Source organism: Microvirga alba (assembly GCF_015694465.1).
Lineage (GTDB): Bacteria > Pseudomonadota > Alphaproteobacteria > Rhizobiales > Beijerinckiaceae > Microvirga > Microvirga alba.
This window is the reverse complement of record NZ_JADQDO010000001.1, coordinates 651,909-677,716: the sequence shown is the minus strand read 5'-3', so window position 1 is coordinate 677,716 and position 25,808 is coordinate 651,909. Positions and strand designations below refer to the sequence as shown.

Genomic DNA, 25,808 nt, shown 5'->3' with positions numbered 1-25,808 from the left:
TCAGCGCTGCCCGCGCTTTGCAAGCGCCTTGGGGCTTGAGGTCTTGAGGGATTTTCCACGGCCCGACAGACTTGGATTCGTCATGAAATACTTGTGGGCATTGAAAGGTTCCTCACCCTTCGCGGGGCTGATCCTGCGGCTCGTGCCGTCGGGTAATACCGTCCAGCTCTGCTCGTTGTCGAGCAGGTTCGCCAGCATGATCTGATCGAGCACCTGCTGGTGCACGGTGGGATTAAGGATCGGCAGCAGCGCCTCCACGCGCCGATCGAGATTGCGGGGCATGAGGTCGGCTGACGAGATATAGACATGCGCTTTCGGGTTCGGCAGCCCCTGGCCATTGCCGAAAGCATAGATGCGCGTGTGCTCCAGAAAGCGCCCGACGATGGACTTGACCCGGATGTTTTCCGACAGGCCCTTGATGCCGGGCCGCAGGCAGCAGATGCCGCGCACGATGAGATCGATCTGCACGCCCGCCGCGCTCGCGTCATAGAGCGCATCGATGATGACCGGATCGACGAGCGAGTTGCACTTGCCCCAGATCGTGCCGGGACGTCCGGCTTTGGCGTGCGCAACCTCCTCCTCGATATGCTGGAGCAGGCGCTTCTTCAGCGTCAGCGGCGAAACCGCCATGCGCTCCAGCTCCGCCGGTTCCGCATAGCCGGTGACGTAGTTGAAGATGCGGGAGATGTCGCGCCCGATCACCGGATCGGCGGTGAAGAAGGACAGGTCGGTGTAGATGCGCGCCGTGATCGGGTGATAATTGCCCGTGCCCACGTGGCAGTAGGTGATGAGCTGCCCGCCTTCGCGCCGCACGATCATGGACAATTTCGCATGGGTCTTCAGCTCGATGAAGCCGAACACCACTTGGGCACCGGCGCGCTCAAGATCGCGGGCCCAACGGATATTGGCCTCTTCGTCGAAACGGGCCTTCAGCTCCACGAGCGCGGTGACGGACTTGCCTGCCTCAGCCGCCTCGGCCAGGGCCGCGACGATGGGGGAATCCGAGGACGTGCGATAAAGCGTCTGCTTGATCGCCACCACATTCGGATCGCGCGCCGCCTGACGCAGGAACTGCACCACCGCGTCGAAGGACTCATATGGGTGATGGACGATGATGTCCTTCTGCCGGATGGCTGCGAAACAATCCCCGCTATGCTCGCGGATGCGCTCGGGAAAGCGCGGATTATATGGCTTGAACTTCAGGTCCGGCCGGTCGAGCGCGACGAGCTGGGACAGGTCGCTCAAGCCCATCATGCCCTCGACGACGAACATTTCGTCGCCGGAGATTTCAGATTCCTCGGCCACGAACATGCGCAGGTCTTCCGGCATGGCGGCCTCGACCTCGAGGCGGATCACGCTGCCGCGCCGGCGCTGCTTGAGCGCTGTCTCGAACAGGCGCACGAGATCCTCGGCCTCTTCCTCGACTTCGAGATCGGAATCGCGGATCACCCGGAAAGCGCCCTGCCCCTGCACCTCGTAGCCGGGGAACAGGCGGCCCGTGTAGAGCACGATCACCTGCTCCAGCGCCATGAAACGGGTCGAACCCGTCTCGGCGAAATCCGGCAGGCGGATGAAGCGCTCGGCGCGTGATGGCAGACGGATCAGCGCGTTCAGCACCTTGCCATCGCTCTTGCGCACGAGCTTCAGCGCGATCGACGCGCCAAGATTGGGGATGAACGGGAAGGGATGCGCCGGATCGATGGCGAGCGGGGTCAAGACCGGGAAGATATGGTTGAGGAAGTAATCCTCCAGCCACGTCGCTTCCGGCTTGGTCAGACCTGTCCCCTCGACGAGAACGATGCCCTCTTCCTGCAAGGCATTCTTTAGCTCACGCCAGCGCCGCTGCTGATCGGAGGCGAGATTGGCGACCTCGACCGCGATCTTCGCGAGTTGCTCCTGCGGGGCGAGGCCGTCCTGCGACGGCGTTGCCACGCCGGAGCGCAGCTGTCCGCGCAGGCCCGCGACGCGGACCATGAAGAACTCGTCGAGATTGTCGGCCGAAATCGAAAGGAAGCGCAGCTCTTCCAACAGCGGATGATTGCGGTTGGAAGCTTCCTCCAGCACACGCCGGTTGAACTGAAGCCAGGACAATTCGCGATTGATGAAGCGCTGCGGGAATTGCCTCAGCACTGCGCCGTCGAGTTCAATGTCCGGCGGGGCCTTCGGCAAAGGCGCTTCGCTGACGATGATCTCCGTCTCTTTCAACGCCAAGGCACTGTGCACGTCGCCCTCCGCCGTCTTCTTTTTCGAGGTCCGTTTTGCTTTGGACTTCGTGACGGTTTCACGACGCTTGGGCGACAAGGATTCTGGCTCCAGCTTCACTCGACTTCATCCGCTTCCTGCGCCGCATCCAATATTTCCGCCGCGATGGCGCGGGAGACGCGCCGCCCCCGGCTGAGCGCCTCCCTGTCGAGGAGGGTCACCAGCTCCGCCGCCTTCGCCAGCGACCGTTCGATCCGCAGCGCGATGTAGTCGACCACACTGGTATCGACGACGAGTTGCCGGTCAACAAATAGCTTCACCAGCACCGCTTTCAACAAGGCATCGTCCGGCGCGCCCAAAGACACGCTCGGCGCGAGGCGCAAGCGGGAGAGGAGATCGGGCGTCCTGAGGTTCCACCGGTCCGGTGGCGTCTCCGAGGTCAGGATCAGGAAGGCTTTGCGCTCCCGCGCCAGATTGAGCAGGTGGAACAGAGCTGCCTCGTCCCGCTCAGCGCGGTCCATGTCCTCGATGGCGAGCGCGCCGTTGGAAATCAGGTGCGGAACTTTGTCCTGCGTGACCTCGAAGGCATCGATGATCCAGGCGTGCGCGCTTTCCGCCCAGATGGCGGCGAGATGGCTCTTGCCGCTGCCGCGCGGGCCCGTCAGCAGCAGGATATTGTCCGGCCAGTTCGGCCAACTTTCGATCAGCGCATAGGCCTGCTCGTTGGACGGGCTGACAAGAAAATCCTCCCGCCCGTAACGGGGATCGAGCGGCAGATCGAAGGTCAGTTGCTTGGGAGCCTCACGCATCGGCGTCGACCTGGTGCTTCAATCCGGCCGCGTCCCCCCCGCGATAGAGGGGGCTTGCGAGATATTGCTTCAACGCGAAGCGCGCGATGACGCCGAGCGCCGCCGCGAGCGGAACGGCGAGGATCAGTCCGACGAAGCCGAAGAGAGCGCCGAAGGCCAAGAGCGCGAACATCAGCCAGACCGGGTGCAGGCCGACGGATTCACCGACGAGCTTCGGCGAGAGGATGTTGCCCTCGACGAACTGTCCGAAGACGAAGACGCCGAGCGTCGCCAGAATCATGGTCCAATCGGGCCAGAACTGCACAATGGCGACACCCATCGACAGGATCAGGCCGGTGAGCGAGCCGACATAGGGGATGAAGCTCAAAATGCCCGCGGTCATGCCGATCATGGCGCCGAAATTGAGCCCGATGATGGACAGGCCGACCGCGTAAAAGGTGCCAAGGATGACGCAGACCATCGCCTGTCCACGAACGAATCCGGCAATCGCCCGGTCAATGTCGCGGGCGATGGAGCGAACCGTATCGCGCTGCTTCACCGGCATCCAGGAATCGATGGTCGAGACCATGCGATCCCAATCGACCAGCATGTAGAAAGCCACGACCGGCGTCACCACGAGGAGCGAGAAGATGCCCAGCAGCGCTTGCCCCCCGGACCACAGCGATTGCAGGAAGGAGCCGAACCAGGCGATGCCCTGCGAGATCAGGTTGCCGACCGAAGTCTGCATCTCCTGCAGCGCCTTCGACCCGCCTAGTCGTTCCAGCAGCGGCCCTCCCTGCTCGGCGGCCAGTTGCTGGAGGCGCGTGACGTAGCTTGGGAGCTTTTCGACGAAAGCCGTCACCTGCTGCGCCCCGAGCGGCACCAGAATCACGAGGGTGATGATGAAGATCAGCACGAACAGGACGAGGATGACGAGGCTTGCGCCCAACCGCCCGATGCCGATGCGCTGCATCCGGTCGGCCAGCGGATCGAGGAGATAGGCCAAGGCAAAGCCGGCCACGAAAGGCAAGAGAATGGTGCGTAAGGTGAACAGCATGAGGCCGAGCACCACAAGCGCCAGTATCCAGAATGCGATCTGCCGTTGGATCGTCATTGTCTGCCCGTACTCCGTGTTGCGGCTTCAACTCGACATATGCCGCAGCCAGCCTCCGAGATAGGCACCGGCAGAGGCGACGGTCAAGGCGGCGACAACCAGCATGGCTATGTCTTCCAACCCGCCAAGCTCGATGCCATAGGCGTTGCCGGCGAGCGCGAAAGCGGCAAAGGCCAATTGCGCCAAGGTGTTCAGCTTGCTGACAAGAAGCGGCTTGATCGTCACGGGGCGATCCATGACCCAGGAGAGCAGCACCGCCGCGACGATCATGGCGTCCCGCGACACGACGACGATGGCAAGCCAGCTCGGGATCGCCCCGACCACAGCCAGCGATATATAGATCGAGACCAGCAGCGCCTTGTCCGCGAGGGGGTCGATATAGGCCCCGAACTCGCTCTGCATGTTGAAATGGCGGGCGATGAACCCGTCGACGGCGTCGGAAATTCCCGCCACGACGAACAGAATGAAGGCAGCCGCCCACCTCTGCTGCATGATCATCACGATGACGATCGGGACGAGGATGAGACGCGCTATGGTGATGAGGTTCGGAATGGTCATCGATAGGAATGATGGCGTCTCGAAGGCGCGAATTCAACGTCGGGGAGGGGAGCGCTGGGGATAACGGGGCCGGCGCGCCATGCCGTCCGAGACTTAACCCGTCATTCCCGTGTCGGACGACTTCCCAACGCCCCCATACCGCAAGATAACGTCGCCAGCGGCGCAATGCCCCTTGCCTCAAGCCCCCTCTCGCCTTACTGCCCCTCCAAACAGGGTATGCCGATGACCGAGAAACAGCAGAACGGCCTGACCTATGCGCAAGCGGGCGTCGATATCGACGCGGGCAATGCCATGGTCGACCAGATCAAGCCCCTCGTGCGCGCCACGCGTCGTCCCGGCGCGGATGCCGAGATCGGCGGGTTCGGCGGCTTGTTCGACCTGAAAGCGGCGGGTTTCAAGGACCCGATCCTCGTCGCCGCCAATGACGGCGTGGGGACGAAGGTCAAGATCGCCATCGACACCGGCCTTCACGACACCATCGGCATCGACCTCGTCGCCATGTGCGTGAACGACATTGTCGTGCAGGGCGCGGAGCCTCTGTTCTTCCTTGATTATTTCGCCACCGGCAAGCTCTCGCCGGAAGTCGCGGTCAAGGTCGTGAAAAGCATTGCGGAGGGCTGCCTTCAATCGGGCTGCGCCCTGATCGGCGGCGAGACGGCGGAAATGCCGGTGCTCTATGCCAAGGGCGATTACGACCTCGCGGGCTTCGCGGTCGGCGCGGCGGAACGGGGCACCCTTCTGCCGAAAGCGGTCGGTGTCGGGGACGTCCTGATCGGCCTGCCCTCCTCCGGCGTACACTCGAACGGCTTTTCGCTGGTCCATCGTATCGTGGACCTGTCCGGCCTCGCCTGGACCGATCCGGCCCCCTTCGCGAAGGACAACAGCCTCGCCGAGGCACTCCTTACGCCGACGCGCATCTATGTGAAGTCGCTTCTCGCGACCCTGAAGGCCACGGACGGCATCAAGGCGCTCTGCCACATCACGGGCGGCGGCTTCCCCGACAATATTCCCCGCGTCCTGCCGGAAGGCGTCGGCGTGCGGCTGGATCTCAACGCCATTCCCGTTCCACCCGTTTTCGGCTGGCTCGCCAAGACTGGCGGCGTCGTCGAGGCGGAAATGCTGCGCACCTTCAATTGCGGCATCGGCATGATTGTGGTCGCAAGCCCGGATCAGGCCGAGGCCGTCACGGCGGCTTTGCGCGACGCGGGCGAGAACCCCATCCGCATCGGCGAAACCATCGTCCATGACGAGGGCGAGCCCGTGAAGACCTCCGGCCATCTGGCGCTCTGAATGACCCGTCGCCGCATCGCCATTCTGATCTCGGGGCGCGGATCGAACATGGTCTCGCTCATCGAGGCCGCCAGCGCCGCGGATTTCCCGGCCGATATCGCCCTCGTTCTCTCCAACCGTCCCGATGCGGGCGGGTTGGAACGGGCGAGGCAAGCGGGGATCGAAGCGCTCTCCATCGACCACAAAGCCTATTCAACCCGCGAGAGCTTCGAAGAGGCGCTGGACGCCGCCTTGAGCGAACGCGGCATCGACTTCATCTGCCTTGCTGGCTTCATGCGCGTGCTGACGCCGTGGTTCGTGGAGCGCTGGGCGGGCCGGATGGTCAATATCCACCCTTCCCTCCTGCCCCTGTTCCGGGGCACGCACACCCATCAGCGGGCCTTGGAGGAAGGCGTGCTGGTTCATGGCTGCACGGTGCATTTCGTGGTGCCCGAACTCGATGCCGGCCCCATCGTGGCCCAGGCCGTCGTGCCCGTCGTTCCCGGCGATACGGAAGACACGCTGGCCACGCGGGTTCTGGCGCAGGAACACACGCTCTATCCGCAGGCCCTTCGCCTGATCTGCGAGGGTCGCGCACGGCTCGATGGCGGCAAGGTGGTTTTCGCTGACGTCTGGAGCGCCGAGGACTCGCTGCGCTCACCGAGATAGAGGCGGGGCACCTCGTCATTCCGGGCTCTCTCTGCGCTCGGCCCGGAATGACGGTGGAAACGACGCTACAACGTCGGGCGTTGCAGCTTGCAGGCATCGATGGCGCCAAGCGCCTTTCCGCGCGCGCCGTCATTGAAGACTCCCGTGTCGCGATAGGCCTGCACCTCATCCTGGCTCAGAGCCCGCATGGTGCGGCCGGCATAGCAGTCGCATTTGCGCGAGAGCGAGACTTCGGTGACGTTCTGCATCTTCGCCTGCGTCACAGAGCAGGCCTCGCGCACCCGCGCCTGCAACTCGCCCAGGCTTTCGGTCTTCAGCGCCGGATCGGGCTGATACATCGTCGGGGTGTTGGAGGCGGAGGCAAAGGCGGCGGTCACGGAGGCGGCGATAGCGGCGGCGGCCAGCGTCGTGCGAAGGGCGAATATCATGGGAACTCCCGAGGGAAAAAGGAACCTATCAAGGTTAAGGATAGGCTTGGTCCCACAGGGTCAAGGGGCAGAGGAGAATAGGCTTAAGACTTCGCGAATGCCGGTTATGTGGAACCCATGCCTTAGGGTTCCGCCCTTTCCAACGCCACGCGGTTGTCGTGGAAGGCGGCCCCGCCATAGGGCGCGACCTGATCGGCCCCGGTGAGCGTGTTGATGCCACGGCCATGCGGATGGGCAGCGTTGGGCCAGACGCCTTCGGCGATCAGTACGCCGCGCCGCACCCCGTCGAACAGGCGGGCGCGGAGGAAAACCTCGCCGCGCTGGTTCCTCAACTTCACCCAATCGCCCTCGGCGATGCCGTGCGGCTCGGCATCGCGTGGATGGATCATCACCTCCGGCCGCCCCTCCTTGGCCTGTGAGGTTGGGGTTTCGGTGAAGGTCGAGTTGAGGAACTGCCGCGCCGGGCTCGTGGCGAGGCGGAACGGATGCGCCTCCGTCGCCTCCTCGATCACCGGCCAGTGATCCGGCAACGAGGGCATGTCCGCCCATGGCCCCATGGGGCCGTTGTTGTTGGAGGGAACCTTGGTCCAGTCCGGCTTAAAGCGGAACTTGCCGTCGTTGTAGCCGAAGCCGTTGATGTAATGCGCCTCCTCGAAGGACGGCTGCGCATCGATATGCACCTGTTCTTCCAGGTTCTGGAGCGTGCCCCAGCCCGAATTCTGCAATGTCCAGTCGATGATCTCGCGCGGTTCCATGCCGAACCCACGATGCTCAGCCCCGATGCGCTTCGCGAGATCGCGGATGACCTCGTGGTTCGAGCGGCATTCCCCCGGCGGCTCGATCAGCTTCAGCCCGAGCTGGAAATACTGGTGCCCGCCGCCCTGGTAGAAGTCGTCGTGCTCCATGAACATGGTCGCGGGCAGCACCACGTCGGCCATCAAGGCCGTCTCGGTCATGAACTGCTCATGCACGCAGACGAAAAGATCCTCGCGAGCGAAACCGGCCTTCACCAATTCCTGCTCCGGCGCGACGGAGACCGGATTAGTGTTCTGGATCAGCATAGCCTTCACGGGCGGCCCATCGAACAGCGCTTTCGCGTCCCCCGTCAGTACGCGGCCTACTTGCGATTGATCGAGCCTGCGGATCGCCGGATCGATGGAATCGTGCCCTTCGATCAGCGCCTTGTTCCAATGATAGATTGCGCCATTGTTGTGAAAGGCCCCGCCGCCTTCATATTTCCAGGCGCCCGTCACCGCCGCGATGCAGGACGCCGCGTGCATGTTGACGACCCCGTTGCGCTGGCGGCCGAAGCCGTAGCCGAGGCGGAAATACGTGCGCTTTGTCTCACCGACGAGTTTGGCGAAAGCCTCGATCTCTTCCACTGACAGGCCGGTGATAGCGGCGGCCCAAGCCGGATCGCGGCTTCGCAGATGCTCTTCCAGCTCGCGCGGGTGATCGGTGTAGCGCTCCAGATAATCCCAATCCGCGTAAGCATCGCGGAACAGCACATGCATGACCGCGCAGGCAAGCGCCCCATCGGTACCTGGCTTCACGAGAAGCGCCATGTCGGCCTGCTTCATCGTGGCGTTCATGTAAATGTCGATGGCGACGATCTTCGCGCCGCGTTCTTTCCGGGCGCGAGCCGCGTGAGTCATCACATTGACCTGGGTGTGCACCGGGTTCGTGCCCCAGATCACCACGCAATCGGACGACGCCATCTCGCGCGGATCGGGCCCCGCGAGCTTGCCCGTGCCGGCGATATAGCCAGTCCAGGCCATGGTGGTGCAGATGGTGGAATACTGGCCCGAATATTTCTTCACGTGACGCAGGCGGTTGATGCCGTCGCGCATCACGAAGCCCATGGTGCCCGCGTAGTAGTAAGGCCACACGGATTGCGAGCCGAAATCCCGCTCAGCCTCGAGAAACTTTTGTGCGACCAGTTCGAGCGCCTCGTCCCACGAAATGCGCTCGAACTCCCCTGATCCCTTCGGGCCCGTGCGTTTCAGGGGATGGAGCAACCGGTCAGGGTGATGGATGCGCTCCGCGTAGCGCGCCACCTTCGCGCAGATAACGCCGGCCGTGTAGCTGTTGCTCTTCGCCCCATGCACCCGCCCGATGCTGCGCCCGTCGAGCACCTCCACATCGAGCGAACACGATGACGGGCAGTCGTGCGGACAGACGGAAGGACGGTGTTCGATGCGGGGGGCTTGATTCATGGCGCGCGCATGATGGCGGATGATGCGTAAAACGAAAAGGCCGCCCGAAGGCGGCCCAATCATCCGATGTCATTCCGGGGCGAGCGAAGCGAGAGCCCGGAACCCATAAACACGAGCGGACCAGGATAAGAAGCAGCGTCCTCCGTTGCGTCTTACTCGTACCCGTTGACGTCTATGGGTTCCGGGCTCCGCTCCGCGGCCCGGAATGACGGTTGAGCGTGTCATTCCCGGCCGGAGCGCAGCGGAAGGGAAGGGAATCCACCAGCGCCGAGCGTGGACGTGGATCCCCTTTCCCGGCCCTATGGACCACCGGAGATGACAAGGGTCGGCGTTAGCCGACGATCTCGTTGCCCGAGAAGAACTGGGCGATTTCGATCTTGGCGTTGTCCTGGCTGTCGGAGCCGTGGACCGAATTCTCGCCGATGGACTTGGCGTAGAGCTTGCGGATCGTGCCGTCAGCGGCGCTTTCCGGGTTGGTGGCGCCCATGATTTCGCGGTAGCGGAGCACAGCGCCCTCGCCCTCGAGAACCTGCACGACGACCGGGCCGGAGATCATGAAGTCCACGAGCTCACCGAAGAAGGGGCGCTCCTTGTGGACGGCGTAGAAGGTCTCGGCCTCGCGGCGGCTCATGTGGATGCGCTTCTGCGCCACGATGCGCAGGCCCGACTTCTCGATGACGGCATTGATGGCGCCGGTCAGGTTCCGCGCGGTCGCGTCGGGCTTGAGGATGGAGAAGGTGCGCTCGATGGCCATGACTATTCACTCTTGAGGGAAAAATGTTGGAAGTGCCGCGCTTATAGCCGCGCTCCCCGTAGCCCTCAAGCGCCTTTTCGCGCTTGCGAAGGCCTGCCCTAAGGAGAAAGCATCATCCTCAGGAAGTTAGGGGGCCAGCGCGCCTCTTAAAGGCCGCCAGTATCCCCTTCTCAGGAAAATGCTCTAATGTTCCTATGATCGGTCCGGATGAAGACCGACTTTTCGGGAGTGAACCATGAAATCTGCCACCCTCGCCGCTCTCGGCCTTCTGCTTGTCACCGGCACGGCCCAGGCTCAATCCTCAGACCCAAGCGGCACCTACCTGAGCGAAAGCGGCGAGACCCGCGTGAAGATCGCCAAATGCGGTCCAGCCTATTGCGGCACCATCATCAGCGTTCAGGGCGAACCCAAGGATGTGAACAACCCGGACGCATCCCTGAAGAACCGCAGCCTCGTCGGTGTCCACATGATCACCGATATCCAACCCTCCGGCGAAGGCTTTTCGGGCCAGCTCTACAACTACAAGGACGGCAAGACCTATACCGGCAAGATGAGCTTTCAGGGCCACGCCATGAAACTCTCAGGCTGCGTGTTCGGCGGCCTGATCTGCAAGACGCAGACCTGGTCGAAGGTGAATTAAGGGGCTTACGAGGGGACTGGTCTTCACTCTCACGCCCCTCATCCTGAGGAGGGCCATAGGCCCGTCTCGAAGGAGGATCCAGAGACCACTGGAAACGCCTCGTCCTTCGAGACGCCGCTAGGCGGCTCCTCAGGATGAGGCTGCGCTGGGTTCCTCCTTGTGTCCCCTGATACCGGGTCGCGCAGCGGAACCCCGGACCGCCTTACGGCGTCCGGGATACCCGCGTGTGAAGCCTTATCGCGCCCGCTGGCCGAACAGCACGGCCTGGACCTTCGGGTCCGTCAGATCGGTCTGGCCGCGATCCTCCGCGCTGACAGCAACGCCCCGCTGGACCGCCGGGCGAGCGAGCACGGTGTCGAGCCAGCGCTTCACATGCGGGAAGTCCCCGATATTCTGGCCCTGGCGTTCCCAGAGCTTCGCCCAAGGCACGATCGCCATGTCGGCGATGGAATATTCGCCCGCGACGAATTCATGGCTCGCCAGCTGCTTGTTGAGCACGCCGTAGAGCCGGTTCGCCTCGTTGGTATAGCGGTCGATGGCGTAGGGGATCTTTTCAGGCGCATAGATGCGGAAATGGTGGGTCTGTCCGAGCATGGGGCCGAAGCCGCCCATCTGCCAGAACAGCCACTGATCGACCTCGGCGCGCTTGCGCTCGTCCCGAGGATAGAACTTGCCGGTCTTGCGGCCGAGATATTGCAGGATCGCGCCGGATTCGAACACGGAGATCGGTTTGCCGTCGGGCCCGTTGGGATCGACGATGGCGGGCATCTTGTTGTTGGGCGAGATCGCCAGGAATTCCGGCTTGAACTGATCGCCCTTGCCGATATTCACCGGGTGAACCGTATAGGGCAGCCCCGTCTCCTCGAGCATGATGGTGACCTTCCATCCGTTCGGGGTCGGCCAATAGTAGAGATCAATGGGCTGTTGAGCGGAAGCCGCCATAAAACGCCTCTTCAAGGTTCATGACATCGGGTCGGATGCCGAAGCTAAGACATATGATGGATCGGATCACTACTCCAGCGAGGAAGGCAGTGGATAGGCCGCATGGCTCCTACGCTACCCTTGCATGTTTCAATGTTTCATAATGAGATATGCACGAGCCTCGACCTGAAGGCGTAAGGGAGTTTCCATGACCAATCGTATCCTCCGCACCGCTCTTGCCGCCACGGCCGCGCTGTCGCTCGCATGGCCGATTCAGGCCCTCGCCGAGACCGCGCCGAAGAAGGAGCCGACTGCAGGCCAACTCGCCGCCCGCGAGCGCATGCACAAATGCAGCGTCGAGTGGAAGGAAGCGAAGTCCAGCGGCAAGGTCGCCAAGGATGCCAAGTGGCCGCAATTCTGGAGCGAGTGCAACACGCGATTGAAGGCCGGAAAGGCGTAGGGCCGCCATCCATTCACCCCAGCTCACCTCTTGTCATTCCGGACGCCGTCAAGGCGATCCGGGATTGCAGGACGAGAATGGCGCCACTTTCGGCAGCCGATCCCGGGTTCCGCTGACGCGGCCCCGGGATGATGGGTGGAGAGGTCGAGGCGCGATCCATCGCGGCCTAAACCTTCTTCTTGAAGCCCTCGTGGCTGCGTGAGAACCCGATCCGCTCGTAGAACCGGTGCGCGTCCTTGCGGGTCTTGTTGGAGGAGAGTTCGAGCATGGCGGCTCCGCCCCGACGGGCCTCCTCCTCCGCGAAAGCCATCATCTGCGCGCCGATGCCGAGCGAGCGCTTCGCCGCCCTGACCTTCACGCTCTCCACCTTCACCCGCACAGCGCCCCGACCCGTCAGGTTGGGGATGAAGGTGAGCTGGAACGTTCCGACGATCTCACCATCCAAGACAGCGACGAAAAGCTTGTTCGCCTCGCTCGCCGCAATCGCCGCGAAAGCCGCCTCGTAGGCGGGCCGGTTCGCGGGCGTCCAGGCATCGCCATGCGAGCCCAGCTCGTCCTCTTCGTGGAGGCGAATGATCGCCTCGAGGTCTGCGGACGTCGCTTCGCGAAACGAAAGTTCGCTCATGCGGCCTCGCGAGAAGCCGAAGGCAGAAGCCCCGGCTGCGCGCCAAAACCTGCCTGTGCTTCCATGCGCTTCATCCAGGCGGTGACATTGACGTAGCCGCTCAGATCGAACCCGCCTTCAGCCGCATAAGCGAGCACGCCGTAGATGTCGATATCGGCGATGGTAACGCCCTCCCCGACGATCCAGTTCTTGCCGGCCAGGTGCCGGTCGAGCGTTGCGAGCGCGAGCGCGCCTTCGGCGGCGCACATTTCGAGGATTTCCGGACCGCCCTTGCGGTATCCGGCCTTGATGGCGCGCGTGCGATAGATCGGCGGCGCGAGGCGGTCGAAATCCCAATAGAGCCACTCGCGCACCTCGAGGCGCTCATCGAGCGTCGCGCCGCCGAATTTCCCGATCTTGTCCGCCAGATATTCGAGGATCGCTGCCGATTGGCAGAGCTGGCGTCCGTTCGACTTGTCGATCAGGAGCGGCACCTGCCCATAACGCTGCTTCGAGACATAATCCGGCTGCTTATGCTCGCCTTCGCGCAGGTTCACGTGCACGTAGTCGAACGGCTCGCCCGCCAAAGACAGCATGAGGCCGACCTTGTAGGTCGGGCCGGACAGAAAAGTGCCGTGAAGTTCGAAACGTGCCGACATGAATCAACCTATGCCTAATGAGGGTGACGGAAACCTAACCGATTGATTCACGCATCGGAAGGACCAGAATCTCAAGTGAGGAGCGATTCGATGGCGCACATGGAGCGGGAACGCAAAGTCTTGCAGCAGACGGTCGCCGTTTTGGCGATCCTTCCGGTGGCGGTGGGGCTCTACGGTGTCTTGTTCGGGCAGGCGCTGACCGGCGACACGGTCAGCATCTCGGCAGACAGCCACTTCCGCTTTCTTTCAGGCCTCCTGCTCGGTATCGGCCTGTGTTTCTGGAGCACGGTACCGGGCATCGAATTGAAGACCAATCGTTTTCGGATCCTGACCCTCCTGGTGGTGATCGGAGGGCTGGGTCGGCTGACCGGACTCGCCTTCACCGGCGTTCCGTCACTCTTCATGATCGGCGGGCTTGCGCTGGAACTCGTGGTCACGCCGGTTCTGTGCTTCTGGCAGATGCGGGTCGCCAACCGCTATGCGAACGCGTTGGGCGTCGCTTAGCGCGAGCCGGACCACAAAATCTCCACCATTCTCCGGTATTTAGGTGCCGTCGATAGCGTTCCTCCCTATCCGGACGACAGTGGCGCATGGCCCTCTTCGCCGGTCTCGCAGAGCCAAGGAGGCCGCATCATGAGTGGAGATGACAAGCTTCTAGCGGTCTTGCGAGGCTCGGCCGACCCCAAGGTCGTGGCTACGATCGAGACCCTGATCCGGGATGCACCGGATGTCGCATTGAACCGCATCAATGTCCTCGCATTGGCGGCCCTGCATGGGCTCGATGAGGAGGGAACCATTGCGGCCTTCCTCCATGCGGCGCAGCTGGGGATCTTTGAGCTGTCGTGGAACGTCCTGTGCCCCGCTTGCGGCGGGGTGCTCGATGCGGGCACGAGCCTCAAATCGGTCAGGCAGGCGCATTACAATTGCACGCTCTGCGCCGCCGGGTACGAACCGACCCTCGACGAAATGGTCGAGGTGACCTTCACGATCAGCCCGAGGATCCGGAGAATTGCGGCGCACGATCCCGACAAGCTGTCCATGTGGGATTACGACCGGCAGCTCTTCTGGTGCTCCGGCGTCGATCTGCCCGACGACCTCGAACACGAGCTTGAGGAGATCGTTCTCGATTCCGTCGAGCTGCCGCCGGGCGAGCGGGCGTTGTTGTCGCTTCAGCTCCCGGCCGAATTCGTCATCGTGTTCGATCCGGTCACGCATCTGGCGCAGTTCATCGACGTCAAGGGCGAACCCACGCGCGAGCGACAGAACCTCTCCGTCGTCTTCAACGAGGCCAACGCGCCGCATGATGCGATCGAGCTGCGCCCCGGGCCGTTGCGCCTCTCGTTGGAGAACCGAACAACGAAGCGGGTGCTGCCCGCTGTCTGGATCGCCAACGACAAACTGCACCGTCTCCTCGGGCGGCGCAGGCCGTTTCTGACGGCCAACCGACTGCTCACCAACCAGACCTTTCGCGATATCTATCGCACCGAGACGCTCGACATCGACCAGCGCCTGAAGATCACGAGCCTCACCTTCCTCTTCACCGATCTGAAAGGCTCGACCGAACTCTATGAGCGTGTCGGCGATCTCGTCGCGTACGATCTCGTGCGCGCGCATTTCAAGGTCCTGAATGAGATCGTGGCGTCGGAGGCCGGAGCGGTGGTGAAGACCATCGGAGACGCGGTGATGGCGACGTTTCCGACGCCCGATCACGCGCTCTCCGCCGCCTTGCGGATGCGGGAGGCCATGCGCGACCTGAACGCGCAGCGCGGCAAGGAGGACCTGTTGCTCAAGATCGGCATTCACGAAGGTCCTTGCCTCGCGGTGATGCTCAACGACCGGCAGGATTATTTCGGCCAGACGGTGAACGTCGCCTCACGAGTCCAGCACCTTGCCGCGTCGCGTTCCATCTTCGCGACGGGCACTGTGATTGAGGACCCGAAAGCCTCGAAACTCATCGAGATGCAAGGCTTGCATCCGGTCGCGCAGAAGACGGCCTTACGGGGAATTCATGACGAACTCTCCGTCTATGAAATTCCCTGAAGGCCGATCTGTTCTGGCGATAAGGCGATCGTCAGTCGCTCTGGCTGCCATCCCCTCCGATGTCCTTGAGCAAATGAGGGCTGAGCGTTGTTCGAAACGCTGCATTCAACTCAGACGGAGAAAGGGTCTTCGTAGACTTTGGCTTGGTCGCGCGCTCGAAAGCGGCCGGGATAATGTCAATCCGAATAGTCAACCAGATAAGGGAAAGCGTGATCTGCTTCATCGAAACCTGCAGCTTGAATGGGGTGAAGGGATGCGGCGTGTGCGCATGGAGCAAAATGCAAGGACATGTGACGCCTCCTTCGGCTGCGGTTGATGACAAGACTGGCTGATGAACCAGCCAGCCGGATTACATTACAACACGTTTGGTGTTTTCGCCAGACCGGCTTTCGCTGGCGCTTCAGAGACCCTGGAACTCTGCCGAGCCGGCTTCCGCCCTGTTGATGACTTCGCGTTCGAGCATGTCGTGCATCGCGCGATAGGCCTGCGACGACAAGTGAATGCCATCCGTGGTCACGCCGGCCTTCGCCTCCCCGTTCTCGTCCGCGAACGCGCCATGCATGTCGACCATGCCTGCGCCGTGGCGCTCGGCGATCCGTATGATGCGGCGGCTCAAGGAGCCCATGGCGTCGACCGAGTAGAAACTCGTCAGACGCTTGTCTTTTTCCACCGGTGGAGGCGTCATGACGATGAAGGGCACGCCCGCTTTTTCCGCATGCTCAACGATGCGCTCGAACAGCGTCGCGACCGCATCGAGGTCGCTCTCGGTGCGGCCCTTCTTGGCGTCGTTCGTGCCGACGAGAAGCGCGACGAGGCGTGGGCGCGCGACCTCAACGAGGCGCGGCACCTTGGGCTCCAGCGCCTCGGTCCAGATGCCGGAATAACCGGCATTGATGACGGGAAGCGAACCGATCCGGTTCCAGTAGAATCCCTCGACGATGGAATCGCCGATGAAGAGCAGATTGCCCGGCCCCGCCGCGGGAATATGCGATCCGATAACGATGTCGCGGATCAGCCAATGGGGCGCGAAGGGATTGGGTTGAGCGGTCACGGGATGACGTTACTCGACCTTAAGCGAGAGCAAAATCCACCGCCGAACCGGCATGAAGAAGCGTGGTATCGAAGACGGGGATGTCGACGTCTCCTTGTCCGATCAGCATCGTGATTTCCGTACATCCCATGATCACGCCGTCAGCTCCATTCTCACGCCGAAGCCGCTCTATCTCGGACAGGTAGGCCGCCTTGGAACTCTCGCTGACGATGCCCAAGCAAAGCTCCTCGTAGATGACGCGATGGATGATGGCGCGTCCGCGCTCATCGGGCACGACGGCATCGATCCCATATCCGGCACGCAGCCGCTCTTTGTAGAAGTCCTGCTCCATCGTGAACCGGGTCGCCAGAAGAGCGGGACGCTTGACGCCCGCGCTGACGATAGCCTTCGCCGTCGCATCGGCGATATGAAGCAAAGGAATTGAAATCGCGGCCTGCACCTCGTTGGCCATGCGGTGCATGGTGTTCGTGCAGATCACGAGGCCTTCAGCGCCACCATCCTCGAGTTTTCTGGCGGCCTCGATCATGAGATCGGCAGCGCCCTGCCAATCCCCGACATGTTGACGCTCGGCCACTTTAGCGAAATCGAACGACCAGAGGAGCAGCCGAGCGGAATGGAGCCCGCCCAGACGCTGCCGCGTGATTTCGTTGATATGGCGGTAATAGATCGCTGTGCTTTCCCAGCTCATTCCGCCGATCAGGCCAAGCGTCTTCATTGATCTAAACCTGCCGGTTGAAAAGAGCGTCGTCTCCTACTCGATCCCGAGCTTCGACTTCAACAGCTCGTTCACCGCCTGCGGGTTCGCCTTGCCGCCGGTCTGCTTCATGACCTGACCGACGAACCAGCCGAGCAGCGTCGGCTTCGCCTTCGCCTGCTCGACCTTATCGGGGTTCGCGGCAATGACTTCGTCGATGGCCTTCTCGATCGCGCCGGTATCGGTCACCTGCTTCATGCCGCGAGCTTCAACGATCTGACGCGGGTCGCCGCCTTCGGTGAAGACGATTTCGAACAGATCCTTCGCGATCTTGCCGGAGATCACGTTCTCGCCGATCAGGTCGATGATCGCGCCGATCTGCGCGGCGGAAACCGGCGAGGAGGAGATGTCCTTGCCTTCCTTGTTCAGGCGGCCGAACAGCTCGTTGATGATCCAGTTCGCCGCGGCCTTGCCGTCGCGGCCCTTGGCGGCTTCCTCGAAGTAATCGGCGGAAGCGCGCTCGGCGACCAGCACGCTCGCGTCATAGGCCGAGAGGCCGTAATCCGCCATGAAACGGGCTTTCTTGGCGTCGGGGAGTTCCGGCAGGTACTGGGCCAGGTCGTCCACATAAGCCTGGTCGAATTCCAGCGGCAGCAGGTCCGGGTCGGGGAAGTAGCGGTAATCGTGCGCCTCTTCCTTCGAGCGCATGGAGCGGGTCTCGCCCTTGCCCGGATCGAAGAGACGCGTCTCCTGGTCGATGGTGCCGCCATCCTCGATGATGCCGATCTGACGGCGCGCTTCGACTTCGATGGCCTGGCCGATGAAGCGGATCGAGTTGACGTTCTTGATCTCGCAACGGGTGCCGAGCGGCTCGCCGGGGCGGCGCACCGACACGTTCACGTCGGCGCGCAGGTTGCCCTTGTCCATGTCACCGTCGCAGGTGCCGAGATAGCGCAGAATCGTGCGCAGCTTCGTCACATAGGCGCGCGCTTCGTCGGATGAGCGGATATCCGGCTTCGAGACGATTTCCATCAGCGCCACGCCGGAGCGGTTGAGATCGACGAAGCTCATGGTCGGGTGCAGGTCGTGGATCGACTTACCTGCATCCTGCTCCAGGTGCAGGCGCTCGATGCGCACGATGATTGTCTCGCCAGTCTCCGGCACGTCGACGATGACCTCGCCCTCGCCCACGATCGGGCTCTTGTACTGGCTGATCTGGTAGCCCTGCGGCAGATCCGGATAGAAGTAGTTCTTCCGGTCGAAGGTGCTTCGGAGGTTAATCTCGGCCTTGAGCCCAAGGCCTGTGCGGATGGCCTGACGCACGCATTCCTCGTTGATCACGGGCAGCATGCCGGGCATGGCCGCGTCGACCAGAGAGACGTGGCTGTTCGGATCGCCGCCGAAGGCCGTCGAAGCGCCGGAGAAGAGCTTCGCCTGGCTCGTCACCTGAGCATGAATTTCCAAGCCGACGATGATTTCCCAATCGCCTGTCGCACCTTTGATGAGCTTCTTCGGGTTGACCGGAGCGTTCATGAGCCTCGCGCCTTCATCTCTCAACGTTTTCATGCCCGGAGTAAGAGCCTCGACCCATCCGGGTCAACCCCTTTCAACCTGAACATCCATTCAGAATAACAATGACCATTGTTAAGATCAGTGATGAAATTTTCGTGATTAATTTAGATTTATAGCCAAGCTGAGATGAAACTGCATCCCACATTGAGCGTTGACCCACCTGTAAAATGATCAAGGAGTCGACAATGGCTATGGATCCTATGGATCGCGAACCCAACCTCTACGATCGCGATGCGAATCTCTATGAAACGGAAACGCGAGGTTCCAACACTCTTGCTTATTTGATCGGCGGTCTTGTTGTCGCACTCGGATTGCTGGCCTTTCTTTTCTATGACGGAGGCAAGCGTGAAGTGACGACGACCGGCAGCACGACCATCACGACGGAGCCCCACGCAGTCCCCTCGTCACCGGGAACCAGCCCGCTGACCACCCCAATGACCCCCGCGCCCGTAACCCCGATGTCACCGGCGCCAGGCAATCCGACGACCCCGCAGCAATAAAGCAGGGATCGCCCGGACCATGAACCATGGGCCTGACCTCCGGGTCAGGCCCATTCTCTTGTGCTTCAGGTCGTCTTGAGTACAGGCTTCCGGCTTTTCTGCGGAACCGTCATCAACGTAACGCCGATCAGAATGCAGAGCAGACCGATCCAGGCGGAAGAACTCAAGCGTTCGCCGAGGAAATATGCCCCGATCGCAACGCCGATGGGGGCCCTGAGATAGGCTTGAGCCGTCGCGCCGACCGATCCCAGCGTATGAATGAGCCGGAAATAGATGACGAAGGTGAAGGAGGTCGAGAAGACCGCCAGACCGACGAGCCCGAGCATCGATGACGAGGACGGCTCAAGCGTCCACGGCTGGTCGACGACCAGGCTAACAGGGATCAAGATGGCAGCGCCCGACACCAGCGATCCGGCGGCGGGCGCCATGGGATCGAGATCGTTGAAGTTACGCCCGAAGATCGCAGCCCCCGCGTAGCAAACCGTCGCCAGCACCACGGCGAGTTGGGCAACAAGTTCCTGCCCCACATGGGTGAGGGCCTGCGTGCCGACGATGACGCAGGTGCCTACGAGACCGATCATCACGCCGGCCATCTTGCGGAACGTGGTGGGCTCATGGCGCGACCAGAGCAAGGTGATGAGGAAGGTGAAGACCGGCGTCATCGAATTCAGGATCACGGCAAGCCCCGCATCGACCGACTTTTCCGCCCACGCAATGAGGGTGAAGGGAATGACGCTGTTGAGACAGGCCTGGATCGCGAAGTTTCGCCAGGTCGCGGCATCGCGCGGCAGCCTGATGCCGCGCAGGCGCAGGATGACGAGCAGCACCGCCCCCGCTATGATCGTCCTGGCGGCAATGAGAGTGACCGGCGGAATGGTCTCGATGCCGAGTTTGATGAAGGTGTAGGACGCACCCCATAGGGTGGCGAGCACCGCGAGCAGCGAAAGTTCGACTGCGTAGTTGGTCGTTTTCAAAGAATTCGTAGCCATGGGCGGCTCCGTTCGTTCCGGGTTGATGGCCGGGACATTGTCATGGCGGGGGGCGCCCGTCCTGCCACAACGCTTCGGTCGCGGCCGAAGCGTTCCCTGCTGACCCGCCCAACCGGCTGGTCTATGATCCGATCATGACATCCATGGTTTCAGGCAACACGCTCGCGGAAATCGCCGCCCTGATCGGCGATGTGGCCCGCGCCAATATTCTCTCCGCCCTCATGGACGGACGCGCGCTCACGGCGAGCGAACTCGCCTGGCATAGTGGGGTCAGCCCGCAGACCACGAGCGGGCATCTCGCCAAGCTCAGCGAGGCGAACCTGATCACCATGTCTCCCCAGGGCCGCCACCGCTATTACAAGCTGGCGACGCCTGAAGTCGCCCAAGCCATCGAGGCCCTGATGTCGGTCGCCTCCTTCGGTCCCAGGCGCCATCGCCCGGTCGGGCCGAAGGACGAGGCGCTGCGCAATGCCCGCACCTGCTACGATCACCTCGCTGGACGCCTCGGCATTGCGCTCGCGGATACCCTGACCGCGCGCAATCACATCGTCCTGTCCGAGAGCGCGGGGGCGCTGACCGACGAGGGTCGCCGCTTCCTGTGCGATTTCGGAATCGACCTGGAGGCGGGACGCGGACGACACAACCGTGCCCTCTGCCGCACCTGCCTCGACTGGAGCGAGCGACGCCCTCACCTCGCCGGAAGGCTTGGAGCCGCGCTCTGTACGCGGATGTTCGAGCTGGGCTGGGTCGAGCGCATCAAGGACAGCCGCGCGCTCGCCGTGACGGCGGCTGGAAAGAGCGGCTTGAAGCAGACCTTCGGCATCGAGGAACAAAGCGCAAATCTCGGTGATTAGGCGAAGGGGCGTTGCGCCTCCTTCACCCGAAAACGAGGAGCTTTGAGATGGCCGGCAAAGCAAGCTTTACGCCCGAGGAATGGGCGCGCATCGTCGCAAGCCCCATGGTGGCGAGCATGGCGATCACAGCGGCGGACCCAAGCGGCCTATGGGGTCTGATGAAGGAATCCATGGCGAGCAGCTGGGCGCTTCTGCAGGCGAAGCAGGACCCGCAAACCGACGCCTTGGTGAAGGCGCTGGCCGACGACATCACGAATGCTGCCACGCGGGACGCCGTGCGCAATTCCTTTCAAACCCAGTTCAAGGGAAGCCAGTTCGCGGATGTCAAACGCAAGGCGATCGACGAACTGCGCGCGGTCTCCGCTCTCGTCGACGCCAAAGCGCCCGAGGATGCTCCCGCATTCAAGGCTTGGCTGCTCAACGTGGCGCAAAAGACCGCCGAAGCCAGCTCGGAAGGCGGCTTTGTTAACTTTGGCCGCGTTGCCGTGAGCAATGCCGAAAAGGCCACACTGAATGAGATCGCCAGCGCCCTCGGCGTCCCGAGCCAGGCGACGGTTTGAGCCCGGTTGAAAACGTATTTCCGTTTCCGTCATGTGGCCGGGCCTGTCCCGGCCATCTCGATCTGAAAAGGCCTTCGCATCGAGATCACCGGGATAAGCCCGGGATGGGAGCCTGAGAGAATTTTAACGCCGCCAGACCCGCCGCGCGGCATAGGCTCCCCCGGCCCAGACCAGCGCGGCTATGGCGCGGACCGGGTACAGGGTCGGCGTGTCGTGGCTGATGGGGGCGATCCAGGGCAGGCCGAGACCGGTGATGCCCCAGGAGACGAGAACCGAGATGCCGAGCGCAGCGATGGCCGCGATGAACACCTTGCCGATCTGATCCGCCTTCCAGCCGAGCAGGACCGCGACCACGACCAAAATCGGATCGAAGGCTCCGAGGAGCCAGACCGAAAGCGGAATGACTGGGGGGGTCATTTTTCGGACCTCAAGAACTCCGCCGTTCTTTTCAACTCGCTAGAGATTACAGGCGAAGCCGGACCCGTAAAATTCACGCCCTCGCAAAAGCGAATAACAAATTCAGCATGTCGCTTAAATTGCCGTAGCTGATAGGCGGCAGCCATTTTCTTTGCCAAAGGGCTGGTGGTGTCATCCAGAAATGCCATAACCTCGAACAGCCTAGAGTACTCTTTGTGCCGCAGCTGTATTGTCCAATTGACGACGAAAGCGGTCACGGACCCAGCCAACGCAATCAAGGGGAGAACTACTCCTCCCCACGCAAGCCAGTCCGATGCTGACTGGAAGTTCACGCCTACCACCAGGGCTGCGGCAGCTTGATGCGACCGGCGGCGTTCTCGATGACCTGACCGGCGGCGAAGAGGGTTTCCTCATCGAAGGCGCGGCCGATGAGCTGGAGGCCGAGCGGCAGCCCTTGCGCATCGAGACCGGCCGGAACCGCAATGCCGGGCAGGCCCGCCATGTTCACCGTCACCGTGAAGATGTCGTTGAGATACATCTCGACCGGGTCCGCCGAGCCCTTCTCGCCGATGCCGAAGGCGGCCGACGGGGTCGCGGGCGTCAGGATCGCGTGGATGCCGGAGGCGTAGACCTTCTCGAAATCCTGCTTGATCAGCGTGCGGATCTTCTGCGCGCGGACGTAATAGGCATCGTAATAGCCCGCGGAGAGCACATAGGTGCCGATCATGATGCGGCGCTTGACCTCGCGGCCGAAACCGGCGGCGCGGGTCTTCTCGTAAAGCTCGACGATGTCCTTGCCCGGAACGCGCAGGCCATAGCGCACGCCGTCATAGCGAGCGAGATTCGAGGAGGCCTCGGCAGGCGCGACGATGTAATAGGCCGGCAGCGCGTATTTGGTGTGCGGCAGCGAGACCTCGACAATCTCGGCTCCCGCCTGACGCAGCCATTCGACGCCTTGCGCCCAAAGCGCGTCGATTTCCGGCGACATGCCGTCGATCCGGTATTCCTTCGGAATGCCGATCTTGAGGCCCTTCACGCCGCGCGAAACGGCGGCCTCGAAATCGGGCACCGGCAGATCGACGCAGGTCGTATCCTTGGCATCCGGTCCCGACATGGACCGCAGCATGATCGCCGCGTCACGCACGGTGCGGGCAATCGGCCCGGCCTGATCGAGCGACGAGGCGAAGGCCACTGTGCCCCAGCGCGAAACGCGGCCATAGGTCGGCTTGATGCCAACGGTCCCGGTGAAGGCGGCAGGCTGGCGGATCGAGCCGCCGGTATCGGTCGCCGTTGCGCCGAGGCAGAGATGGGCTGCGACCGCCGCCGCCGAACCGCCCGACGAGCCGCCGGGAACGAGATGCGTGCCTTCGATTGCGCCGGACGCGCCCGCGCTCACATTGGAACCCTCGCGCCGCCAGGGCGACACCACGGGGCCGAAGGCGCTGGTCTCGTTGGACGAGCCCATGGCGAACTCGTCCATGTTGAGCTTGCCGAGCATCACGGCGCCGTCGTTCCAGAGGTTCCGGGTGACGGTGGATTCGTAAGGCGGATTGAAATTGCCGAGGATCTTCGAGGCCGCCGTGGAGACCACGCCCTCGGTGCAGAACAGGTCCTTGATGCCGAGCGGAATGCCTTCCAGCGCCCCGGCCTCGCCCTTGGCGATCTTCTCATCCGAAGCCTTCGCCATGGCGAGCGCCTTGTCCGGCGTCTCGAGCACATAGGCGTTGAGCGCCCTCGCCTTCTCGATGGCGGCGATATGGGCCTTCGCCAATTCGGTGGCGGAGAAGCTCTTGGCCTTCAATCCGTCGCGGGCTTCGGCAATCGTGAGATGAGTTAGGTCGGTCACGGGACTTGATCCTGGTCATCCCGGACACCACGAGGCGATCCGGGATCGTCATTCTAAGAGTTCGTGGGCGGCACGGTTCCGGCTCAGCATATCGCCGGGCCGGGATGGCAGCGTTACTCGATCACCTTCGGCACAAGGAAGAAGTTGTCTTCCGTCGCCGGGGCGTTGCGGACGACCTTGTCCGCATAGCCGCCATCGGTCACGCCGTCCTGGCGCTTCTTCATGGTCATGGGAGTCACGGAGGTCATGGGCTCCACGCCGTCCACATTCACCTCGTTGAGTTGCTCGACGAAGGAAAGAATGGCGTTAAGCTCGCCCTGGAGGTGCGGCACCTCCTCTTCCGTCACGGCAATACGCGCCAGATGCGCAATGCGCCGAACCGTCTTCTGATCGACCGACATGGATGGCCAAACCCTTTGATGCTGTTGGGCGGGCTATAACACCCGCCCGCCCAAGGGGGCAATGTCGGATGTGGCTCAGGCGTTCCTGGAGCGGGGGCCGGTGTCTCCTATCCTCCCGCCTCATCCTGAGGAGCGGCCGAAGGCCGCGTCTCGAAGGAGGATCGAGTGCGCACTGGGGACGCCTCGTCCTTCGAGACGGCCTGACGGCCTCCTCAGGATGAGGCTGACGGGGTGCTTTGCTGAGGACGTCGGCGTCAGATCCTCACCCCCACCGTCTTATGCGGCACCACAACCTGTGTCCCCTTGCCGTCCATGGCTGCGACGAACTTGTCCGCGTTGGGTTCGATGATGGGGAAGCTGCCATAGTGGCAGGGAATAGCAGCCTTCAGCTTGAAATAGCGCTCGACGGCCAAGGCCGCGACCTCGGACCCCATGGTGAAGCGGTCGCCGATGGGAACCATGGCTACATCCGGCTTATGGATTTCGGCGATCAGTCCCATATCGCCAAAGATGTCCGTATCGCCCATGTGATAGATCGTCGGCTCGCCTTCAGCCTTCACGATGACGCCGTTGGCGCTTCCAAGCGGGAAGTTGACGCCCATCTCGACGAGGCCCGCCGAATGGTCGGCGTGCACGAGAGTCACGGAAAATCCGCCCTGATCCGTCGTGCCGCCGGTGTTCATGGGGTCGAAATTCTCAAGCCCCTCGGACACCAGATACATGCATAGGTCGAAATTGGTGACGACCTTCGCCCCCGTGGTCTTTGCGATCCGGAGCGTATCGCCCACATGATCCCCATGGCCGTGGGTGATGAGAATGTGCGTCGCGCCCTCGGCGGCCTTGTCCGGACTGCCTTCGAATGCCGGATTGCCGGTAAAGAACGGATCTATGAGCACGACCTTGTCGGCGAAATCGAGCCGGAAGGCGGAATGGCCGAACCAGGTGATCTTCATGTGCGGTCTTTCTGCGATGACACCCATCAGCTAGGGCATGGCGCGCATATTGGCTATAAGGAAGCGAACGGAATGGGATGCCCAGAGTGAACGCAAGCGACAAAGAGCTGATCGGCCTGATCGATGGCCTGCCCCCGCGTGCGCGCCTGATGGGGGTCGACCTCGGCACGAAGACCATCGGCCTTGCCCTCTCCGATGTGGAGAAGCGAATCGCGACTCCGCTTGAGACCATCAAGCGCGTGAAGTTCACCCCCGATGTCGGGCGCATCAAGGAACTGGTTGCGCAATACGATGTCGGCGGCTTCGTCTTCGGCCTGCCGCTCAACATGGATGGCTCCGAGGGCCCACGCTCGCAGGCGACGCGCGCCTTCGTGCGCAATCTGAAACCCCTGATCGCGCTGCCGGTGCTGTTCTGGGACGAGCGCCTTTCGACCGTCGCCGTGACCCGCACCCTGCTCGATGCGGATGCCTCGCGCGCCAAGCGCGCCGACGCGGTGGACAAGATGGCGGCGGCCTACATCCTGCAGGGCGCGCTCGACCGATATGAACGAATCGCCGCCGATGCAGAGGCGGCGGAAGACGAAGCCCAATTCAGAGCCGGCGTCGACCTGGATACGCCGCCCGAAGGCGGCGCGTTGGACGAATAGTT

General features: G+C 62.6%; 29 protein-coding genes. 10 read left to right on the top strand and 19 right to left on the bottom strand.

The annotated features are described in order from the left end of the window. From I2H38_RS03075 to I2H38_RS03060, 4 genes are all read right to left on the bottom strand, one after another. Positions 1-2,187, bottom strand: coding sequence for an RNA degradosome polyphosphate kinase (locus I2H38_RS03075; RefSeq protein WP_407664019.1), 2,187 nt, complete (start codon positions 2,185-2,187; stop codon positions 1-3). Positions 2,188-2,318: 131 nt separating this feature from the next. Further along, positions 2,319-3,011 carry a P-loop NTPase family protein gene (locus I2H38_RS03070; RefSeq protein WP_196270315.1) on the bottom strand — a complete coding sequence of 231 codons (693 nt, stop codon included), beginning with the start codon at positions 3,009-3,011 and terminating at the stop codon, positions 2,319-2,321. After that, positions 3,004-4,104: an AI-2E family transporter gene (locus I2H38_RS03065; RefSeq protein ID WP_196270314.1), complete on the bottom strand. Its 1,101-nt coding sequence runs from the start codon at positions 4,102-4,104 to the stop codon at positions 3,004-3,006. The genes I2H38_RS03070 and I2H38_RS03065 overlap by 8 nt, the downstream gene beginning before the upstream one ends. Positions 4,105-4,131: 27 nt before the next feature. Continuing rightward, the gene (locus I2H38_RS03060; RefSeq protein ID WP_196270313.1) at positions 4,132-4,662 is read right to left on the bottom strand and encodes a CDP-alcohol phosphatidyltransferase family protein; all 531 of its coding nucleotides are present in this window, start codon (positions 4,660-4,662) and stop codon (positions 4,132-4,134) included. Between the two features lie 222 nt (positions 4,663-4,884). On the opposite strand from I2H38_RS03060, the gene purM reads away from it, so the two are divergent. Continuing rightward, the gene (gene purM / locus I2H38_RS03055) at positions 4,885-5,952 is read left to right on the top strand and encodes a phosphoribosylformylglycinamidine cyclo-ligase (RefSeq protein ID WP_196270312.1); all 1,068 of its coding nucleotides are present in this window, start codon (positions 4,885-4,887) and stop codon (positions 5,950-5,952) included. After that, positions 5,953-6,600, top strand: a complete 648-nt coding sequence (purN, locus tag I2H38_RS03050) for a phosphoribosylglycinamide formyltransferase (RefSeq protein ID WP_196270311.1) — start codon at positions 5,953-5,955, stop codon at positions 6,598-6,600. Between the two features lie 65 nt (positions 6,601-6,665). On the opposite strand, the gene I2H38_RS03045 is transcribed toward purN, so the two are convergent. The 3 genes from I2H38_RS03045 to ndk all read right to left on the bottom strand — a co-directional run bounded on the left by I2H38_RS03045 (position 6,666) and on the right by ndk (position 9,998). Then, positions 6,666-7,028: a hypothetical protein gene (locus tag I2H38_RS03045; protein ID WP_196270310.1), complete on the bottom strand. Its 363-nt coding sequence runs from the start codon at positions 7,026-7,028 to the stop codon at positions 6,666-6,668. Positions 7,029-7,150: 122 nt separating this feature from the next. Then, positions 7,151-9,244: a molybdopterin-containing oxidoreductase family protein gene (locus I2H38_RS03040; RefSeq protein WP_196270309.1), complete on the bottom strand. Its 2,094-nt coding sequence runs from the start codon at positions 9,242-9,244 to the stop codon at positions 7,151-7,153. Between the two features lie 331 nt (positions 9,245-9,575). Further along, positions 9,576-9,998: a nucleoside-diphosphate kinase gene (gene ndk, locus I2H38_RS03035; RefSeq protein WP_196270308.1), complete on the bottom strand. Its 423-nt coding sequence runs from the start codon at positions 9,996-9,998 to the stop codon at positions 9,576-9,578. A 235-nt stretch (positions 9,999-10,233) separates the two neighbouring features. On the opposite strand from ndk, the gene I2H38_RS03030 reads away from it, so the two are divergent. Further along, complete coding sequence (locus I2H38_RS03030; RefSeq protein WP_196270307.1) at positions 10,234-10,638, top strand: DUF2147 domain-containing protein; 405 nt, start codon at positions 10,234-10,236, stop codon at positions 10,636-10,638. 234 nt (positions 10,639-10,872) lie between these two features. Here I2H38_RS03030 and I2H38_RS03025 read toward each other — a convergent pair whose 3' ends face one another. After that, positions 10,873-11,580: a glutathione S-transferase N-terminal domain-containing protein gene (locus tag I2H38_RS03025; RefSeq protein ID WP_196270306.1), complete on the bottom strand. Its 708-nt coding sequence runs from the start codon at positions 11,578-11,580 to the stop codon at positions 10,873-10,875. Positions 11,581-11,767: 187 nt separating this feature from the next. Here I2H38_RS03025 and I2H38_RS03020 point away from each other — a divergent pair, with 187 nt between their 5' ends. Then, entirely contained in the window at positions 11,768-12,019 is a 252-nt protein-coding gene (locus I2H38_RS03020) for a hypothetical protein (RefSeq protein ID WP_196270305.1), read from the top strand. A gap of 166 nt (positions 12,020-12,185) precedes the next feature. Here I2H38_RS03020 and I2H38_RS03015 read toward each other — a convergent pair whose 3' ends face one another. Then, on the bottom strand, positions 12,186-12,644 hold the full coding sequence (locus tag I2H38_RS03015; protein ID WP_196270304.1) for a GNAT family N-acetyltransferase: 459 nt from the start codon (positions 12,642-12,644) through the stop codon (positions 12,186-12,188). After that, on the bottom strand, positions 12,641-13,282 hold the full coding sequence (locus tag I2H38_RS03010) for a glutathione S-transferase family protein (RefSeq protein WP_196270303.1): 642 nt from the start codon (positions 13,280-13,282) through the stop codon (positions 12,641-12,643). The genes I2H38_RS03015 and I2H38_RS03010 overlap by 4 nt, the downstream gene beginning before the upstream one ends. Before the next feature lie 99 nt (positions 13,283-13,381). On the opposite strand from I2H38_RS03010, the gene I2H38_RS03005 reads away from it, so the two are divergent. Together I2H38_RS03005 and I2H38_RS03000 are read left to right on the top strand one after the other, a co-directional pair. Further along, positions 13,382-13,786, top strand: a complete 405-nt coding sequence (locus I2H38_RS03005) for a DUF4345 domain-containing protein (RefSeq protein ID WP_196270600.1) — start codon at positions 13,382-13,384, stop codon at positions 13,784-13,786. Positions 13,787-13,915: 129 nt separating this feature from the next. Beyond that, complete coding sequence (locus I2H38_RS03000; RefSeq protein WP_196270302.1) at positions 13,916-15,322, top strand: adenylate/guanylate cyclase domain-containing protein; 1,407 nt, start codon at positions 13,916-13,918, stop codon at positions 15,320-15,322. A gap of 31 nt (positions 15,323-15,353) precedes the next feature. Here the strand turns inward: I2H38_RS03000 and I2H38_RS02995 are convergent, their stop codons facing one another. From I2H38_RS02995 to gatB, 4 genes are all read right to left on the bottom strand, one after another. Continuing rightward, positions 15,354-15,545, bottom strand: coding sequence for a hypothetical protein (locus tag I2H38_RS02995; protein ID WP_196270301.1), 192 nt, complete (start codon positions 15,543-15,545; stop codon positions 15,354-15,356). 177 nt (positions 15,546-15,722) lie between these two features. Further along, complete coding sequence (locus I2H38_RS02990; RefSeq protein ID WP_196270300.1) at positions 15,723-16,373, bottom strand: SGNH/GDSL hydrolase family protein; 651 nt, start codon at positions 16,371-16,373, stop codon at positions 15,723-15,725. 19 nt (positions 16,374-16,392) lie between these two features. Then, positions 16,393-17,088, bottom strand: coding sequence for an aspartate/glutamate racemase family protein (locus I2H38_RS02985; RefSeq protein ID WP_196270299.1), 696 nt, complete (start codon positions 17,086-17,088; stop codon positions 16,393-16,395). A 36-nt stretch (positions 17,089-17,124) separates the two neighbouring features. Beyond that, entirely contained in the window at positions 17,125-18,600 is a 1,476-nt protein-coding gene (gene gatB, locus I2H38_RS02980; protein WP_196270298.1) for an Asp-tRNA(Asn)/Glu-tRNA(Gln) amidotransferase subunit GatB, read from the bottom strand. Between the two features lie 224 nt (positions 18,601-18,824). Here gatB and I2H38_RS02975 point away from each other — a divergent pair, with 224 nt between their 5' ends. Further along, positions 18,825-19,139, top strand: a complete 315-nt coding sequence (locus tag I2H38_RS02975; protein ID WP_196270297.1) for a hypothetical protein — start codon at positions 18,825-18,827, stop codon at positions 19,137-19,139. A 65-nt stretch (positions 19,140-19,204) separates the two neighbouring features. Here the strand turns inward: I2H38_RS02975 and I2H38_RS02970 are convergent, their stop codons facing one another. Next, positions 19,205-20,128, bottom strand: a complete 924-nt coding sequence (locus I2H38_RS02970; protein WP_196270296.1) for a DMT family transporter — start codon at positions 20,126-20,128, stop codon at positions 19,205-19,207. 134 nt (positions 20,129-20,262) lie between these two features. Between I2H38_RS02970 and I2H38_RS02965 the strand changes: the two genes are divergently transcribed. Beyond that, entirely contained in the window at positions 20,263-20,982 is a 720-nt protein-coding gene (locus I2H38_RS02965) for an ArsR/SmtB family transcription factor (RefSeq protein WP_196270295.1), read from the top strand. A gap of 47 nt (positions 20,983-21,029) precedes the next feature. Further along, positions 21,030-21,542: a hypothetical protein gene (locus I2H38_RS02960; RefSeq protein WP_196270294.1), complete on the top strand. Its 513-nt coding sequence runs from the start codon at positions 21,030-21,032 to the stop codon at positions 21,540-21,542. Between the two features lie 123 nt (positions 21,543-21,665). Here I2H38_RS02960 and I2H38_RS02955 read toward each other — a convergent pair whose 3' ends face one another. From I2H38_RS02955 to I2H38_RS02940, 4 genes are all read right to left on the bottom strand, one after another. Beyond that, positions 21,666-21,959 (bottom strand): hypothetical protein, encoded by a 294-nt coding sequence (locus tag I2H38_RS02955; RefSeq protein ID WP_196270293.1) that lies wholly within the window; start codon positions 21,957-21,959, stop codon positions 21,666-21,668. Between the two features lie 334 nt (positions 21,960-22,293). Further along, a complete protein-coding gene (gene gatA, locus I2H38_RS02950; RefSeq protein WP_196270292.1) occupies positions 22,294-23,805 on the bottom strand; it encodes an Asp-tRNA(Asn)/Glu-tRNA(Gln) amidotransferase subunit GatA in 1,512 nt (503 codons plus the stop codon). Positions 23,806-23,918: 113 nt separating this feature from the next. Continuing rightward, on the bottom strand, positions 23,919-24,206 hold the full coding sequence (gatC, locus tag I2H38_RS02945) for an Asp-tRNA(Asn)/Glu-tRNA(Gln) amidotransferase subunit GatC (protein ID WP_196270291.1): 288 nt from the start codon (positions 24,204-24,206) through the stop codon (positions 23,919-23,921). Positions 24,207-24,460: 254 nt separating this feature from the next. After that, positions 24,461-25,159, bottom strand: coding sequence for a metal-dependent hydrolase (locus I2H38_RS02940; RefSeq protein WP_196270290.1), 699 nt, complete (start codon positions 25,157-25,159; stop codon positions 24,461-24,463). 149 nt (positions 25,160-25,308) lie between these two features. Here I2H38_RS02940 and ruvX point away from each other — a divergent pair, with 149 nt between their 5' ends. Next, a complete protein-coding gene (gene ruvX / locus I2H38_RS02935) occupies positions 25,309-25,806 on the top strand; it encodes a Holliday junction resolvase RuvX (RefSeq protein WP_229426542.1) in 498 nt (165 codons plus the stop codon). Positions 25,807-25,808: the final 2 nt, after the last annotated feature.

Bases quoted from the DNA above. Each gene is read 5' to 3' on its own strand.
- I2H38_RS02995 (WP_196270301.1), bottom strand. From the start codon at position 15,545: ATGAAGCAGATCACGCTTTCCCTTATCTGGTTGACTATTCGGATTGAC.
- gatC (WP_196270291.1), bottom strand. From the start codon at position 24,206: ATGTCGGTCGATCAGAAGACGGTTCGGCGCATTGCGCATCTGGCGCGT.
- I2H38_RS03060 (WP_196270313.1), bottom strand. From the start codon at position 4,662: ATGACCATTCCGAACCTCATCACCATAGCGCGTCTCATCCTCGTCCCG.
- I2H38_RS03070 (WP_196270315.1), bottom strand. From the start codon at position 3,011: ATGCGTGAGGCTCCCAAGCAACTGACCTTCGATCTGCCGCTCGATCCC.
- I2H38_RS03020 (WP_196270305.1), top strand. From the start codon at position 11,768: ATGACCAATCGTATCCTCCGCACCGCTCTTGCCGCCACGGCCGCGCTG.
- I2H38_RS03030 (WP_196270307.1), top strand. From the start codon at position 10,234: ATGAAATCTGCCACCCTCGCCGCTCTCGGCCTTCTGCTTGTCACCGGC.
- I2H38_RS02970 (WP_196270296.1), bottom strand. From the start codon at position 20,128: ATGGCTACGAATTCTTTGAAAACGACCAACTACGCAGTCGAACTTTCG.
- I2H38_RS02955 (WP_196270293.1), bottom strand. From the start codon at position 21,959: ATGACCCCCCCAGTCATTCCGCTTTCGGTCTGGCTCCTCGGAGCCTTC.
- I2H38_RS02940 (WP_196270290.1), bottom strand. From the start codon at position 25,159: ATGAAGATCACCTGGTTCGGCCATTCCGCCTTCCGGCTCGATTTCGCC.
- I2H38_RS03010 (WP_196270303.1), bottom strand. From the start codon at position 13,282: ATGTCGGCACGTTTCGAACTTCACGGCACTTTTCTGTCCGGCCCGACC.
- purM (WP_196270312.1), top strand. From the start codon at position 4,885: ATGACCGAGAAACAGCAGAACGGCCTGACCTATGCGCAAGCGGGCGTC.
- purN (WP_196270311.1), top strand. From the start codon at position 5,953: ATGACCCGTCGCCGCATCGCCATTCTGATCTCGGGGCGCGGATCGAAC.
- I2H38_RS03005 (WP_196270600.1), top strand. From the start codon at position 13,382: ATGGAGCGGGAACGCAAAGTCTTGCAGCAGACGGTCGCCGTTTTGGCG.
- gatB (WP_196270298.1), bottom strand. From the start codon at position 18,600: ATGAACGCTCCGGTCAACCCGAAGAAGCTCATCAAAGGTGCGACAGGC.
- I2H38_RS02965 (WP_196270295.1), top strand. From the start codon at position 20,263: ATGACATCCATGGTTTCAGGCAACACGCTCGCGGAAATCGCCGCCCTG.
- I2H38_RS02975 (WP_196270297.1), top strand. From the start codon at position 18,825: ATGGCTATGGATCCTATGGATCGCGAACCCAACCTCTACGATCGCGAT.
- ruvX (WP_229426542.1), top strand. From the start codon at position 25,309: ATGGGGGTCGACCTCGGCACGAAGACCATCGGCCTTGCCCTCTCCGAT.
- I2H38_RS03000 (WP_196270302.1), top strand. From the start codon at position 13,916: ATGAGTGGAGATGACAAGCTTCTAGCGGTCTTGCGAGGCTCGGCCGAC.
- I2H38_RS03065 (WP_196270314.1), bottom strand. From the start codon at position 4,104: ATGACGATCCAACGGCAGATCGCATTCTGGATACTGGCGCTTGTGGTG.
- I2H38_RS02985 (WP_196270299.1), bottom strand. From the start codon at position 17,088: ATGAAGACGCTTGGCCTGATCGGCGGAATGAGCTGGGAAAGCACAGCG.
- I2H38_RS03040 (WP_196270309.1), bottom strand. From the start codon at position 9,244: ATGAATCAAGCCCCCCGCATCGAACACCGTCCTTCCGTCTGTCCGCAC.
- I2H38_RS03045 (WP_196270310.1), bottom strand. From the start codon at position 7,028: ATGATATTCGCCCTTCGCACGACGCTGGCCGCCGCCGCTATCGCCGCC.
- I2H38_RS02960 (WP_196270294.1), top strand. From the start codon at position 21,030: ATGGCCGGCAAAGCAAGCTTTACGCCCGAGGAATGGGCGCGCATCGTC.
- I2H38_RS03025 (WP_196270306.1), bottom strand. From the start codon at position 11,580: ATGGCGGCTTCCGCTCAACAGCCCATTGATCTCTACTATTGGCCGACC.
- I2H38_RS03015 (WP_196270304.1), bottom strand. From the start codon at position 12,644: ATGAGCGAACTTTCGTTTCGCGAAGCGACGTCCGCAGACCTCGAGGCG.
- ndk (WP_196270308.1), bottom strand. From the start codon at position 9,998: ATGGCCATCGAGCGCACCTTCTCCATCCTCAAGCCCGACGCGACCGCG.